General features: G+C 63.9%; 13 protein-coding genes. 5 read left to right on the top strand and 8 right to left on the bottom strand.

Annotated features, from left to right (window positions below):
• Positions 1 to 346: 346 nt before the first annotated feature.
• Entirely contained in the window at positions 347 to 802 is a 456-nt protein-coding gene (locus tag AC0ZZU_RS14855) for an REP-associated tyrosine transposase (protein ID WP_476341685.1), read from the top strand.
• A 1-nt stretch (position 803) separates the two neighbouring features.
• On the opposite strand, the gene mtnA is transcribed toward AC0ZZU_RS14855, so the two are convergent.
• The gene (gene mtnA / locus AC0ZZU_RS14860; protein WP_476341687.1) at positions 804 to 1,880 is read right to left on the bottom strand and encodes an S-methyl-5-thioribose-1-phosphate isomerase; all 1,077 of its coding nucleotides are present in this window, start codon (positions 1,878 to 1,880) and stop codon (positions 804 to 806) included.
• A 107-nt stretch (positions 1,881 to 1,987) separates the two neighbouring features.
• On the opposite strand from mtnA, the gene AC0ZZU_RS14865 reads away from it, so the two are divergent.
• From AC0ZZU_RS14865 to AC0ZZU_RS14880, 4 genes are all read left to right on the top strand, one after another.
• Entirely contained in the window at positions 1,988 to 3,313 is a 1,326-nt protein-coding gene (locus AC0ZZU_RS14865; RefSeq protein WP_476341688.1) for a TRZ/ATZ family hydrolase, read from the top strand.
• A 62-nt stretch (positions 3,314 to 3,375) separates the two neighbouring features.
• The gene (gene ubiG, locus AC0ZZU_RS14870; protein ID WP_476341689.1) at positions 3,376 to 4,074 is read left to right on the top strand and encodes a bifunctional 2-polyprenyl-6-hydroxyphenol methylase/3-demethylubiquinol 3-O-methyltransferase UbiG; all 699 of its coding nucleotides are present in this window, start codon (positions 3,376 to 3,378) and stop codon (positions 4,072 to 4,074) included.
• A gap of 2 nt (positions 4,075 to 4,076) precedes the next feature.
• Positions 4,077 to 4,748, top strand: a complete 672-nt coding sequence (gene mupP / locus AC0ZZU_RS14875) for an N-acetylmuramic acid 6-phosphate phosphatase MupP (protein ID WP_476341691.1) — start codon at positions 4,077 to 4,079, stop codon at positions 4,746 to 4,748.
• Between the two features lie 45 nt (positions 4,749 to 4,793).
• Entirely contained in the window at positions 4,794 to 5,534 is a 741-nt protein-coding gene (locus AC0ZZU_RS14880; protein WP_476341692.1) for a YciK family oxidoreductase, read from the top strand.
• 3 nt (positions 5,535 to 5,537) lie between these two features.
• Here the strand turns inward: AC0ZZU_RS14880 and AC0ZZU_RS14885 are convergent, their stop codons facing one another.
• From AC0ZZU_RS14885 to AC0ZZU_RS14915, 7 genes are all read right to left on the bottom strand, one after another.
• Positions 5,538 to 6,326, bottom strand: coding sequence for a TenA family transcriptional regulator (locus AC0ZZU_RS14885; RefSeq protein ID WP_476341693.1), 789 nt, complete (start codon positions 6,324 to 6,326; stop codon positions 5,538 to 5,540).
• Between the two features lie 51 nt (positions 6,327 to 6,377).
• Positions 6,378 to 8,834, bottom strand: coding sequence for an EAL domain-containing protein (locus AC0ZZU_RS14890; RefSeq protein WP_476341695.1), 2,457 nt, complete (start codon positions 8,832 to 8,834; stop codon positions 6,378 to 6,380).
• A 120-nt stretch (positions 8,835 to 8,954) separates the two neighbouring features.
• Complete coding sequence (locus AC0ZZU_RS14895; RefSeq protein ID WP_476341696.1) at positions 8,955 to 10,787, bottom strand: ABC transporter ATP-binding protein; 1,833 nt, start codon at positions 10,785 to 10,787, stop codon at positions 8,955 to 8,957.
• A complete protein-coding gene (locus AC0ZZU_RS14900; protein WP_476341698.1) occupies positions 10,780 to 11,412 on the bottom strand; it encodes a DsbA family protein in 633 nt (210 codons plus the stop codon). Before AC0ZZU_RS14900 ends, AC0ZZU_RS14895 begins: the two co-directional genes overlap by 8 nt.
• Positions 11,413 to 11,415: 3 nt before the next feature.
• Positions 11,416 to 12,351 carry an oxygen-dependent tRNA uridine(34) hydroxylase TrhO gene (gene trhO / locus AC0ZZU_RS14905; RefSeq protein ID WP_476341699.1) on the bottom strand — a complete coding sequence of 312 codons (936 nt, stop codon included), beginning with the start codon at positions 12,349 to 12,351 and terminating at the stop codon, positions 11,416 to 11,418.
• A 117-nt stretch (positions 12,352 to 12,468) separates the two neighbouring features.
• A complete protein-coding gene (locus AC0ZZU_RS14910; RefSeq protein ID WP_476341701.1) occupies positions 12,469 to 12,765 on the bottom strand; it encodes a BolA family protein in 297 nt (98 codons plus the stop codon).
• A gap of 13 nt (positions 12,766 to 12,778) precedes the next feature.
• The gene (locus AC0ZZU_RS14915; protein WP_476341703.1) at positions 12,779 to 13,309 is read right to left on the bottom strand and encodes a DUF2059 domain-containing protein; all 531 of its coding nucleotides are present in this window, start codon (positions 13,307 to 13,309) and stop codon (positions 12,779 to 12,781) included.
• Positions 13,310 to 13,372: the final 63 nt, after the last annotated feature.

Below are 13,372 nucleotides of genomic sequence, written 5' to 3' on the forward strand. Positions count from 1 at the left end.
GGTGAAGCGGTGATGTTTTCCCAGTGCAGCAGGCGCCGTGGGCGCGGGCGCTGTGGCGCGGAAGGGGTGGGGCAGGCAGCACCATTGTGTGGGAGCGGGCTGGTCCCGCGATCGGGCCCGCAGGGGCCGTGAACCAGACGGCGCGGTGTGCCAAATTGATCGGGGCTGCCGGATTTACGGCCCCTGCGGGCCCGATCGCGGGACCAGCCCGCTCCCACAGGTATGTATGTGTGTGTGAAGCACAGTTACAGGGCACAGCTACAGGGCACAGATTCCGAAACAATACCCGGCTGGCCAACCGGGGCTTGGGAGCTAGCTTTAGCCACTCACCCACAAGGAGAACGACATGGAACGTCCAAGCTCCCATCTGCTGCGCCGGGGCCGCGTGTCCGAGCCTGGCAGGATCTATCTGCTCACGACCGTGACCCGAAACCGAATTCCTTTTTTCACGACACTTCCAATGGCCAGGACGGTCATCCAGCAAATGCGCCAAGCCGACCAGGAAAACGCATGCCGCTCGCTAGCCTGGGTCGTCATGCCAGATCACCTCCACTGGATGATTGAACTCCAGGACTCCACGCTCTGTAGCCTGATGCGCCGATTCAAATCCCGCAGCAGCTGCGCGCTATACAAGATCAGCAATATCCAGGGCCGTATCTGGCAACAGGGCTATCAGGACAAGGCTCTGCGGCGGGACGAAAACGTACGGACCGCCGCCCGATACATCATCGCCACCCCCCTGCGCGCAGGCCTCGCCGAGCACGTTGGCGACTACCCGCACTGGGACTGCGCCTGGCTCTGATTCAATGCAAACGCTTGCGGCACATGAGCTGGGCCAGCTTGGCGGTATCCGGCCGCTCGACGATGCCTTTCTCGGTGACGATCACGTCGATCAGGTCTGCCGGGGTCACGTCGAACATCGGGTTGACGGCGTCGACTTCGGCGCCAAGACGCTGGCCTGCCAGTTCGAGTGTGTCGCGGGCGAGGCCCTCCTCGATGAAGACGTCTTCGCCGCTGGCCAGATTCAGGTCGATGCTGGAGCTGGGCGCAACCACCATGAAACGTACGCCATGGTGCATCGCGGTAACGGCGAGCTGGTAGGTGCCGATGCGGTTGACCACGTCACCATTGGCGGTGATGTGCTCGGCGCCGACGATCACCCAGGTGATGCCCTTGGTCTTCATCAGATGGGCAGCGGCGGAGTCTGCATTGACGGTGACCGGGATGCCGTCCGCCTCCAGCTCCCAGGCGGTCAGGCGCGAGCCAAGCAGCGCTGGCCGTGTTTCGTCGGCGTAGACACGCTCGACCATTCCTTCGAGATAAGCGGCGCGGATCACTCCCAAAGCAGTGCCAAAGCCGCCAGTGGCAAGGGCGCCAGCGTTGCCGTGGGTCAACAGGATCTGCTCGCTGCCCTGGTGCTTGCGGATCAGGTCGACGCCGAACTGTGCCATGGTGAGGTTGGCTTCCCGGTCGCTGTCATGAATGGCGATCGCTTCGGCCTCCATGATGGCCAGCACGCCGTCGCCTTCGCGCACCCGCAACAGCCGGTCGCGCATGCGGTTGAGCGCCCAGGCCAGGTTGACGGCGGCAGGCTGGGTTTGCGCGAGCGCTTCGAAGTCTTCTTCAAGGGCCATTTCCCAGTCGTCATCCACACCCAGGCGTTCGCGCAGCCCGAGGACGATGCCGTAGGCAGCGGCGATGCCAACGGCCGGAGCACCTTGCACGACCTCGGCACGGATGGCCTCGGCGACGGCAGCGGCGGTGGCAAGCGGCAACCAGACGGGCTCGAACGGCAGGCTGCGCTGGTCGAGCAGATGCAGGACGCCATCACACCACTTGATGGACGTCACCTTCTCTGCCGCCAAAAGTCGCTCGCGCATTGCTTCTCCCCATCGTTCGGACATCAAAAGCGGGCGATTATAGCGAGCCTCAGGCGCGGACGCTCGGGTATACTGCGCCTTTCGCCCTCCAACCCCAGGTAACCTGCATGCCGAAACCCGCCGCGCCTCTCGACCTGCTGCTCCTGCCCACCTGGCTGGTGCCCGTCGAACCGGCCGGAGTGGTACTGGAGGGCCATGCGCTGGGCATACGCGACGGACTGATCGCCTGGCTCGGCCCACGCGAACAGGCGCCGGCGGCGATCGAAACCCGCGAGCTGCCCGGCCAGCTGCTCTGCCCCGGGCTGATCAACGCCCACGGTCATGCCGCAATGACGCTGTTGCGCGGCATGGCTGACGACCAGCCACTGATGACTTGGCTGGAAGACCATATCTGGCCGGCCGAGGGTCGCTGGGTCGACGAAGCGTTCGTGCGCGATGGTACCGACCTGGCCATCGCCGAGCAGCTCAAGGGCGGCATCACCTGCTTCGCCGACATGTATTTTTTCCCGAAGGAAGCCAGCGAGCGGGTGCACCAGAGTGGTATCCGCGCGCAGATCAGCGCCCCGCTGCTGGATTTCCCGATCCCGGGGGCGCGCAGTACCGAAGAGGCGCTGAACCTGGCCGTCGAGCTGTTCAACGACCTGCGCCACCACCCACGCATTACCGTTGCCCTGGGCCCTCACGCCCCTTATACGGTGAGTGACGAGAACCTCGAGAAGCTCCGCGTCATCGCCGAAGAGCTGGACGCGCCGCTCCAGATGCATATCCACGAAACCGCCTTCGAGGTCGAGCAATCCCTGGCCGAGCGCGGCGAACGCCCGCTGGCGCGTCTTGCCCGGCTAGGCCTGCTGGGCCCGCGCCTGCAGGCGGTGCACATGACCCAGATCAGCGACGACGACCTGGCGCTGCTGGGGGAAACCAACACCAGCGTAGTCCATTGCCCTGAGTCGAACCTCAAGCTGGCGAGCGGCTTCTGCCCCGTCGAGCGGCTGTGGCAGGCTGGTGTGAACGTGGCCATCGGCACCGACGGCGCCGCCAGCAACAACGATCTCGACCTGCTGGGCGAGACCCGCACCGCCGCGCTGCTGGCCAAGGCCGTGGCAGGCTCGGCCTCGGCGCTGGACGCACATCGCGCCCTGCGCATGGCCACGCTCAACGGCGCCCGCGCTTTGGGGCTCGACGCGTGCATCGGCTCGCTGGAAACCGGCAAGTCCGCTGACCTCGCCGCCTTCGACCTTTCGGGCCTGGCCCAGCAACCGGTCTATGACCCGGTCTCGCAACTGATCTACGCGACAGGCCGCGACTGTGTGCGGCACGTCTGGGTCGCCGGCAGGCAACTGCTCGACGATCGCCGCCTGACCCGCCTGGACGAACAGGCCCTGATCGCCACGGCCCGAGCCTGGGGCGATCGTATCGCAGGGCGTACCGAATAACCGGCCGGCAGCCGCCGCTGCCGGCCCGTGACACCTTTATCGAAGTTTCAGAGGACTGTTCAATGAGCAACGTCGACCACGCCGAAATCGCCAAGTTCGAAGCCCTGGCCCACCGCTGGTGGGACCGCGAGAGCGAATTCAAGCCGCTGCACGACATCAACCCGCTGCGCGTCAACTGGATCGACGAGCGCGTGAGCCTGGCCGGCAAGAAGGTGCTGGACGTCGGCTGCGGCGGCGGCATCCTCAGCGAGGCAATGGCCCTGCGCGGCGCCACCGTCACCGGCATCGACATGGGCGAAGCACCCCTGGCCGTGGCCCAGCTGCACCAGCTCGAGTCTGGCGTGGAGGTCGAGTACCGGCAGATCACCGCCGAAGCCCTGGCCGAAGAAATGCCCGAGCAGTTCGACGTGATCACCTGCCTCGAGATGCTCGAGCACGTGCCCGATCCGTCGTCGGTCATCCGCGCCTGCTTCCGCATGGTCAAGCCGGGCGGCCAGGTGTTTTTCTCCACCATCAGCCGCAATCCGAAAGCCTACCTGTTCGCGATCATCGGCGCCGAATACATCATGAAGCTGCTGCCACGCGGCACCCATGACTTCAAGAAATTCATCCGCCCTTCCGAGCTGGGCGCCTGGAGCCGCAGCGCGGGCCTTGAGGTCAAGGACATCATCGGCCTTACCTACAACCCGCTGACCAAGCACTACAAGCTGAGCAGCGACGTGGACGTCAACTACATGATCCAGACCCTGCGCGAGGAATGAGCATGCGTTTGCGAGCGGTACTCTTCGACATGGACGGCACCTTGCTGGACACCGCGCCGGACTTCATCGCCATCTGCCAGGCCATGCTCGCTGAACGCGGGCTGCCGGCGATCGAGGGCAAGTGTATCCGCGACGTGATCTCGGGTGGCGCGCGGGCAATGGTCGCGGCGAGCTTTGCGATGGACCCGGAGGAAGAGGGATTCGAGGCGTTGCGCCTGGAATTCCTGGAGCGCTACCAGCGCGACTGCGCAGTGCACAGCAAGCTGTTCGATGGCATGGGCGAACTGTTGTCCGATATCGAGAAGGGCAACCTGATCTGGGGTGTGGTCACCAACAAGCCGGTACGTTTTGCCGAGCCGATCATGCAGCGCCTGGGACTGGCCGAGCGTTCGGCGGTATTGATCTGCCCGGACCATGTGAAAAACAGCAAGCCTGATCCTGAGCCGCTGACCCTTGCCTGCGCAACACTGGGCCTGGATCCGGCAAGTGTGTTGTTCGTGGGTGATGACCTGCGTGACATCGAGTCTGGCCGTGATGCCGGCACCCGCACGGCGGCAGTGCGCTACGGTTATATTCATCCTGAGGACAATCCCAACAACTGGGGGGCGGACGTGGTGGTGGATCATCCGCTGGAGCTGCGCAAGGTGCTCGATAGCGCGCTTTGCGGCTGCTGACCCCGGGATCGCTCGGCGCTCCCCTGTACTGAAAAGGACAACTCCATGTTCGACTACACCGCCCGCCCCGACCTGCTCAAGGGCCGAATCATCCTGGTCACCGGCGCTGGCCGTGGTATCGGCGCGGCCGCTGCCAAGACCTATGCAGCCCATGGCGCCACCGTGCTGCTGCTCGGCAAGACCGAGGCAAACCTCAACGATGTCTATGACGAGATCGTCGCCGCAGGCCACGCCGAACCTGTAGTGGTGCCGTTCAACCTGGAAACCGCCCTGCCCCACCATTACGAAGAGCTGGCGGTGATGATCGAGGACACCTTCGGTCGCCTGGACGGCCTGCTGCACAACGCCTCGATCATCGGCCCGCGCACGCCGGTCGAGCAGCTGTCGGGGGAGCACTTCATGCGGGTGATGCACATCAACGTCAATGCGATGTTCATGCTGACCAGCACCCTGCTGCCGTTGCTCAAGCTGTCCGAGGATGCCTCCGTGGTATTCACATCCAGCAGCGTCGGGCGCAAGGGCCGGGCCTACTGGGGCGCCTATGGCGTGTCGAAGTTCGCCACCGAGGGACTGATGCAGACCCTCGCCGACGAACTCGAAAACGTCGCTGCGGTGCGCTCCAACAGCATCAACCCGGGCGCCACCCGCACCAGCATGCGCGCCCAGGCCTATCCTAGCGAGAACCCGCAGAACAACCCCCTGCCCGAGGAAATCATGCCGGTCTACCTGTACCTGATGGGACCGGACAGCGTCAGCGTCAACGGCCAGGCCCTCAACGCCCAGTAGGCCTCAGCCGGCAGCCAGGGCCGGGCGCACACGCCGGGTCTCGCGCTGCTGCTCCATCTGCAGGCAACGCTCCAGGAAGTGGAACATGCAGTCGTAGCTCTTGCAGATAGCCTTGCGCAGTTCTGCGCGCAGGGCCTGCGCAGGGTTTTCCCCGGCCAGCGTGCAGATGATCTCCAGCGCCTCCCACGGGTGCGCATCATCGTAGTGGGCGTGCATCTTCAGCCATTTCATGGCGCGCTTGCGGCCTTCCTCGGGGAAACCCTCGGCATAGCCGCCCGTGGAGCAGACCAGCGCCGACCATTCGCCGGTCGCACCTTCGATGGCATAGTTGGTGGCAGCAATGGCCACCACCAGCGACTCTGTCGCGCACACCCGCCAGCACCAGTCATTGAGCGCATTGAGCTCCAGCGGCACTTCCTGAGCCTGCAGGTCATGCAGGCTGACCCCATGGGCGTGGCACCAGTGGACCCAGTAGTCGGCATGGTTCAGTTCGACGCGGATGTTGCGCATCAGCCAGCGCCGCGCGAGATCTTCGCCGGGGTGGCGGGCATAGCGCGTCTTTGTGAGGTTGTGTGCCATGTACAGTGAAAACTGTTCGACCACCGGCCAGCCACCGATCAGGTACTGGCGGATGGTCTTCTGGTCGAGTCGTCCGTCGCGCAGGCGATGGTAGAACTCATGGTCGACCACCCGGCGCTTGCTCTCGCTGCAGTCTTCGATCAGTTGCTGGGCCCAGGTGGGGTAGCTGTTGGGGTCCATCAGTGGCCCGAGACGGATGAATGCGTTGCTCACTTCACACTCCTTGTATCCCTGTGATTGTTTTGGCAGAACACAAACACGGACTCAGCGAAACGTCCCCGGCGCCTTGCAGAGCAGAGGCCTGGCAGCGGTCCGTTTACGCTGCAAGCTGTCGCAGGTGAATACCTGTGGGCGTTCGATCAGGTATCCCTGGGCGTAATCCACACCGATCTCGACAAGGGCTTGCTCGATCACCGGAGTCTCGACGAACTCCGCGATGGTGCGCTTGCCCATGACATGGCCGATGTGGTTGATCACCTCGACCATGGCGCGATTGACCGGATCGTCGAGCATGTCCTTGACGAAGCTGCCGTCGATCTTCAGGAAATCCACGGGAAGGTGCTTGAGATAGGCAAAGGACGACATCCCGGCGCAGAAGTCGTCGAGCGAGAACTTGCAGCCCAGGCCCTTCAACTCATTGATGAACCGAATGGCGCTGCCCAGGTTGGAGATGGCGCTGGTCTCGGTAATCTCGAAACAGATCATCCGCGGCGGAATCCCGTACTCCACGAACATCCGCTGCAGGTACTCCAGGAACTTGTCATCGCCGATGCTGGTGCCCGACAGGTTGATCGCGCACAACGCCAGCGGCCCGTCCCGAGACTGGTCCAGAGCCTGGCGAATGACCTGGAACACATTGCGGACCACCCAGCGGTCCAGTGCGGTCATCAGGCCATAGCGCTCGGCAGCGGGGATGAAGCTGTCCGGCAGGATGGTACGGCCGTTCTCGTCGTGGAGCCGAAGCAGAATCTCGACATGGCTGCCGCCTGCCTGCGGGCTCAGGGGAGCGATTTCCTGGGCATACAGGCAGAAGCGGTTTTCCTCGAGCGCGAGATGCAAGCGCTGAACCCAGGCCATTTCACCAAAACGCATCGAAAGCTCGCTGTCGTCGGCGTGATAGACCTGGACGCGGTTGCGGCCCTTTTCCTTGGCCATGTAGCACGCCATGTCGGCAGCCCGCAGCGAGGCTTCGAGCGTGGTCGGGGCATGCGCGATGTGCACCAGGCCCAGGCTCACGGTGGTCACGAACGGCCGTCCCTTCCAGACAAAGTGCAGGCTCTGCACGCTCTGGCGCAATTGCTCGGCGATGCGCTCGGCTTGCTCGGACGGGCAGTTTTCAAGCAGCACGCCAAATTCGTCACCGCCCAGCCGCGCCAGGGTGTCGCCCTCGCGCAGGCCGGATTGCAGCACCGCGCAGATATGGCGCAGCAGCTCGTCCCCTGCCGCGTGGCCGCAGGTATCGTTGACCAGCTTGAACTGGTCCAGGTCGAGGAACATCAGCGAATGCCGCGCCGCCTGGCGAACCAGGCCATTGAGCGCCTGCTCGAGGCGGTACTCGAACTCGCGCCGGTTGGCCAGCCCCGTGAGGGCGTCATGGGTCGCCTGCCAGGACAGGTTGGCGATGTACTGGCGCTCCTGGGTCATGTCGTGCAACACCAGCACGATGCCGCCGACCTGGCCGTCGTTGAGAATCGGCGAACCGACCAGGTTGACGGAAACGGTACTGCCGTCCAGGCGCTGGATCAGCCGGGTGTGCTCGGTGCCATTCTGCAGACTGCCGCCAAGCACCTGTTCGACCAGGTTCCGGCTGTCGGCTTCGGCGTGCTCGTCTAGCAGGCTGAACAGCGCCGCCAGGGACAGGCCCATGGCCTGCTCGGCGTTCCAGTGAGTCAGTTGCTCGGCAGCCGGATTCATGTAGGTGATCGCGCCTTCGACATCGGTGGTGATCACCGCGTCGCCGATCGCCTCGAGGGTGATCTGCGCACGCTCCTTTTCCTCCTGCAGGGCGCTGGCGAAAGCCTGGCGCTGGGAGAGCAGCTTGCTTGAACGGCGCCAGGCCAAGGCGATCAGGAACAGCGCGGTGACCATGTTGGTGATCAGCAGCACCCGCAACAGCATGCGCGACGCTTCGCCAAGGGCGTCGCTGAAGGCCTTGGAAGACGGGGTCACCGCGTCATTGATGGCAATGATGCGCGCTTTCCACTGAGCTACCTCGACTGGATCGACCTGGCCAGTCTTGAAGCCCTGGTGCATCTCCGTGGCCAGGATATCGAGCTGCTGAAGGTACTTCTCGCCGTACTCCCACAGCTCGATGGCCCTCTGGAAGTAGCTGACGTGACGGAAATTGAGGTAGAGCCAGATGACGCTGGAGACGTCGTCGGGATGATTGCCGCCCTTGAGGATGCCTTGGCGCGCGGCTTCGAGGTCGGGAAGGGGCTGCTCGAGCGCCATGCGCATCTCGTAGTCGCCCTGGGGAACAGCGATAGCCTGGCGGTAGCGCTGCATCAGTTGCTCGTCGCCGCTGTCGGCATACAGGCTGAGGTAATAAATGGCGTCTTTCTGACCCTTCGACCACAGGCTTTCGCCGCCCACGTAGCCGCGCACTGCTGACAGCGCATAGAGGCTCAGCCCCCCTAGCAGCGCCTGGAACAGCACAACGGCGACAAACGGCCAGATGATTCCCAGCAACCTTGGCGCTTCGAGAGCCCGATTTCCCTTCATGTATTCCCTGTCGCTAAGGCGTGAACTGCTACCTGCACAAGCACAGCGTAGGTGATTTGCCATGCATGAGAGAGGAATTTTTCCACGGCCCTCAGCCCCGTGCAAGGAGCCGCGATGGGATCAGGTCTGCTGCAGATGCCCGTACAGCTTGGCGTACAACCCACCCTCGGCAATCAGCTGCTGGTGATCGCCATCCTCGGCCACGCGCCCGCCATCAAACACCAGGACGCGGTCGGCCTGCTTCACCGCCGACAGCCGGTGAGCGATGATCAACGTGGTGCGCGCACTGAGAAAGCGCGACAGGGCCTGGTGCAGGTTGTACTCGGTGGCGGCGTCGAGCGCCGAGGTGGCTTCATCCAGAATCACCACCTTGGGCTCGGCCAGCACCATGCGCGCAATCGCCAGGCGCTGGCGCTGTCCGCCAGAGAGGCGCACGCCGGACCGCCCGACCACACTGTCCAGGCCCTGGGGCAGTGCGGCGATGGTGGTATCAAGCTGGGCGACGCGCAGTGCCTGCCAGCAGGCATCATCGGTGCAGTCGCGGCCCATGGTGAGGTTGGCGCGCACCGTGTCGTTGAACAGAGAGGGATGCTGGAGCACTACGGCGACGTTCTCGCGCAGCGTTTCAAGACCGATCTCCTGCTGGCTCGCGCCGCCAAAACGGATGGTTCCCGCCTGTGCGCTGTACAGCCCCAGCAGCAGTTGCACCAAGGTACTCTTGCCGCCTCCACTGGCACCGACAATGGCCACCTTCTCGCCCGCTGCTATGGACAGGTTGAGCTGGTCGAGCACCGGCTCATCGGCATAGGCGAAGCGCAGGTCGCGCACTTCGATACCGACGGTTTCGCGGCCCGTGAACGGATCGGTGGCGGCCGGGTACTGCGGCTCGTCCGCCCGTGCCAGCAGCTCGTTGAGACGGCTCAGCGCGCCACCAGCGGCATAGTAGGCGTACTGCAGGTTAAGCAGTTGCTCTACCGGACCGATCATGAACCACAGGTAGCTGAACACCGCGAGCATCTGGCCGATCGACAGGTCTGAAAACAGCACAGTCAACATGGCGGCGGCGCGGAAGATATCGATGCCGAACTGGAACAACAGCCCGCTGGCGCGTCCGCTGGCATCGCTCTTCCACTGGGAGGCAACGGCGTAGTCGCGCACTTCCCGGGCGCGCAGACCAAGACGGCCCAGGAAGTAGCCCTGGCGGTTGCTGGCGCGGATTTCCTGGATCGCATCCAGGGTTTCGGTGAGGGCCTGCGTGAAGCGCGAGGTACTGTCGTTTTCAAGCTTCTTGAGGTGCTTGACGCGCTTGCCCAGCTGCACGGTGAAATAGATCACCAGCGGGTTGAACAGCAGAATGAGCAAGGCCAGCTGCCAGTGCATCCAGATCAGGATCGCCGAGGTGCCGGCAAGGGTCAGCATCGCGACAAGAAAGCGACTCAGGGTTTCGCCGACAAACTTGTCGAGGGTGTCCAGGTCGGTGACCAGGTGCGTGGCCACCGTGCCGCTACCAAGGCTTTCATACTCGCTCAGCGAGATGCGCTTTAGGCGTTCGATCAGGCGGATGCGCAGGCGGTAGACGATGTCCTTGGCAAGCCCGGCGAACAGCTTGGCCTGGACCACGTTGAAGGCCAGGGAGCCCAGGCGCAGGCACAAGGTGGCGACCAGCATCAGGCCAATGTAGCCGGCAGCGACCTGCCAGCCGGCAGGCAACAGGTGGTTCATCCACTTCAGCGCTGCGTCGCCATGACCGAGCAGTACTTCATCGACCAGCAGCGGCAGCAACAGCGGGATTGGCACGCTGCAGAACGCGGCCAGCACCGCAACGCCGTTGGCGCTCCACAGGGCTTTTCGGTGATGCAACGCCAGGCGGCGGATTTCGGCCCAGCTCAAGCGGTCGGACGCGGCCGGGGATGGCCCAGGCACAGGGTCGGATGAGCCTGGCAGGTCAAGCACAGGCGGCCTGCTGCAGCCACCGGCCCAGCAAGGGCTGCAGGCTCTCGAGCGGCTGATAGCCATTGGTCAGCAAGGCCAGCTGGCCGTTGCGTTCGGCAAGCAGGGTGGGGAAGCCGGCAATACCGAGGTCTTGCACCCAGCTGAAATCCGCGGCCGTGGCGGCGCGGATGTCGGCTCGGGAGAAAGCCTCGGCAAAGGCTGCACGGTCATAACCTGCCTGTTCGGCAAGGTGAACCAGTTGCGGCGCGCGGGTGACATCTTCGCCCGCCTGGTAGAAGCCCTGCTGTATCAGCGCAAGCAGCGCCCATACGCGGGAGGCATCGAGCTCGCGCGCCGCCACCAGGGCACGGCAGGCGGGCTCGGTGTCGTAGACGAAACCCTCGGGCATGGCATCTTCGAAGCGAAAGCTCTGGCCGGTGGCGTCTGCAACCGCTTGCCAGTGCTCCAGAATGTAGCGCCGGGTCGAGGCATCCAGGGCACTGGTGCCCGTGCGCAAGCCGCCTGGCACCAGGCGGGTCTCGATCCCGGCGTCACGCGCCTGCGCGATCAGGGCCTCGGCCACCGGCGCGAAACCCCAGCACCAGGAGCACATCGGGTCCATCACATAGAGCAGGCGTGCGGACATGCATCAGGCCTCGGCGTTGCGGTAGTTGTAGCCGATCGGATGAGGCTGGTTGCGAGCCTTGGCCAGGTCGATCTGCTTCTGCCGATCGACGGCGCTGCGCCGGGTCTTCTCGCTCAAGCTGTCCCAGCAATGCGGACAGCTGATGCCTGGCACGTAATGCTCGGACGCACGTTCCTCGACGCTGATCGGGTGACGGCAGGCGTGGCACTGGTCGTAATCACCCTCGGTCAGGTCGTGACGCACCGTGACGCGGTTGTCGAAGACGAAGCAGTCGCCCTGCCAGCGGGTTTCTTCCTGAGGCACCTCCTCGAGGTATTTCAGGATCCCGCCCTTGAGATGATAGACCTCTTCGAAACCTTCACCGAGCATGTAGCTGGAGGCTTTTTCGCAACGGATGCCACCGGTGCAGAACATGGCGACTTTCTTGTGCCTGCTCGGATCGAAGTTGGCCTTGATGTACTCGGGGAACTCGCGGAAGGTCTCGGTCTTCGGGTCGATGGCGCCCTCGAAGGTACCGATGGCCACTTCGTAGTCGTTGCGGGTGTCGATGAGCAAGACTTCAGGGTCGCTGATCAGCGCGTTCCAGTCCTGCGGCTCGACGTAGGTGCCAACCTTGTGGTTGGGGTCGACGCCTGGCACGCCCAGGGTGACGATCTCTTTCTTGAGCTTGACCTTGGTGCGGTAGAACGGCTGTTCGTCGCAATAGGATTCCTTATGGTCGACGTCGACCAGGCGCGGATCGGTACGCAGCCAGGCCAGCAGCGCATCGATGCCCTCGCGGGTGCCCGAGACGGTGCCGTTGATGCCTTCTTCGGCCAACAGCAGAGTGCCCTTGACGTCGTTGTCCTGCAGAGTCTTGAGCAGCGGCTCGCGCAGCTCGACGTAGTCTTTCAGGGTGACGAACTTGTACAGCGCCGCGACGACGATAGCGTGGGTCATGCGATGAAACCTCCAGGTGGTCACCCTCGTAAGGGGCGGACCGGATGCCAAAAAAAACGCGCCGACGGGCGGCGCGCTGGGCATTCTAACAAATTCGCGGGAGTTGTTGGAACCGGCTCAGTGCCCGCCGCCCGCGCACACCGGCGAGGCCGGGGCCGCACCGACCTTGGCCCACTCTTCAGGCGTGTAGGTGTGCAGCGCCAGGGCATGGAACTGCCCCATCAGTTCGCCGAGGGTGGCGTAGACCTTCTGGTGACGCTTGACGCTGTTGAGCCCTTCGAACTGGTCGCTGACCACCACGGCCTTGTAGTGGGTCTGCAGGCCGCGGCTGTGCATGTGGCTTTCGTCGAGCACCTGCAGGTGCCGCGGGGACAACTGGGCCAGCTGCTGTTCGATCTGTTGCTGCATGGTCATCGGCGGGCTCCGCTTACTTCTTCGCCGGAGCGGCGGCTTTGCCGGCGTTCGGGTCGAGCTCTTTGGTCATGTCTTCAAGCAGCTTGTTGACCACTGGAACCGCAGGCTCGAGCTTCTGCTGGGTCAGTTGTGCCGACTGCTGGGTAACCTGCGGCATCTTGGTCATGACCTTGCGGCCCAGCGGCGACTCGTAGAACTTGACCAGGTCATTGAGCTCGGTTTCAGAGAAGTTGGCGGTGTAGAGCTTGACCATCTCTGGCTTGAGCTTGGTCCAGCCGATGGACTGGTCCAGCGCGGCATTGGCCTTGGCCTGGTAGCTGTCGAGGACGGTCTTCTTGGCGCCTGGCACCTTGCTCTGGATCTGCTCGAAGCGCTGGCCGAACATCTGCTGCACCTGCATGTATACCGGGGTGCCCAGCTTGTCGGCGTTGGCCAGCTTGAGGAATTTTTCCGCAGCGGCGTTGTGGCTGGCGGTATCGGCAAGCACCTGGCCGCTGGCACAGGCCAGGGCGGCAGCGACGCAAAGGGCGCGGAGACGGGTCATTGGATTTCCTTCAATAACGGAGGAGGTAACACCTCAAGAGAGTAAGCATTCTGCGCCTGAAGG

Source organism: Pseudomonas sp. JE3303, from assembly GCF_056312565.1.

Coding starts and splice junctions, on each gene's coding strand:
- AC0ZZU_RS14855 (WP_476341685.1), top strand. CDS start 347: ATGGAACGTCCAAGCTCCCATCTGCTGCGCCGGGGCCGCGTGTCCGAG.
- mtnA (WP_476341687.1), bottom strand. CDS start 1,880: ATGCGCGAGCGACTTTTGGCGGCAGAGAAGGTGACGTCCATCAAGTGG.
- AC0ZZU_RS14865 (WP_476341688.1), top strand. CDS start 1,988: ATGCCGAAACCCGCCGCGCCTCTCGACCTGCTGCTCCTGCCCACCTGG.
- ubiG (WP_476341689.1), top strand. CDS start 3,376: ATGAGCAACGTCGACCACGCCGAAATCGCCAAGTTCGAAGCCCTGGCC.
- mupP (WP_476341691.1), top strand. CDS start 4,077: ATGCGTTTGCGAGCGGTACTCTTCGACATGGACGGCACCTTGCTGGAC.
- AC0ZZU_RS14880 (WP_476341692.1), top strand. CDS start 4,794: ATGTTCGACTACACCGCCCGCCCCGACCTGCTCAAGGGCCGAATCATC.
- AC0ZZU_RS14890 (WP_476341695.1), bottom strand. CDS start 8,834: ATGAAGGGAAATCGGGCTCTCGAAGCGCCAAGGTTGCTGGGAATCATC.
- AC0ZZU_RS14900 (WP_476341698.1), bottom strand. CDS start 11,412: ATGTCCGCACGCCTGCTCTATGTGATGGACCCGATGTGCTCCTGGTGC.
- trhO (WP_476341699.1), bottom strand. CDS start 12,351: ATGACCCACGCTATCGTCGTCGCGGCGCTGTACAAGTTCGTCACCCTG.
- AC0ZZU_RS14910 (WP_476341701.1), bottom strand. CDS start 12,765: ATGACCATGCAGCAACAGATCGAACAGCAGCTGGCCCAGTTGTCCCCG.
- AC0ZZU_RS14915 (WP_476341703.1), bottom strand. CDS start 13,309: ATGACCCGTCTCCGCGCCCTTTGCGTCGCTGCCGCCCTGGCCTGTGCC.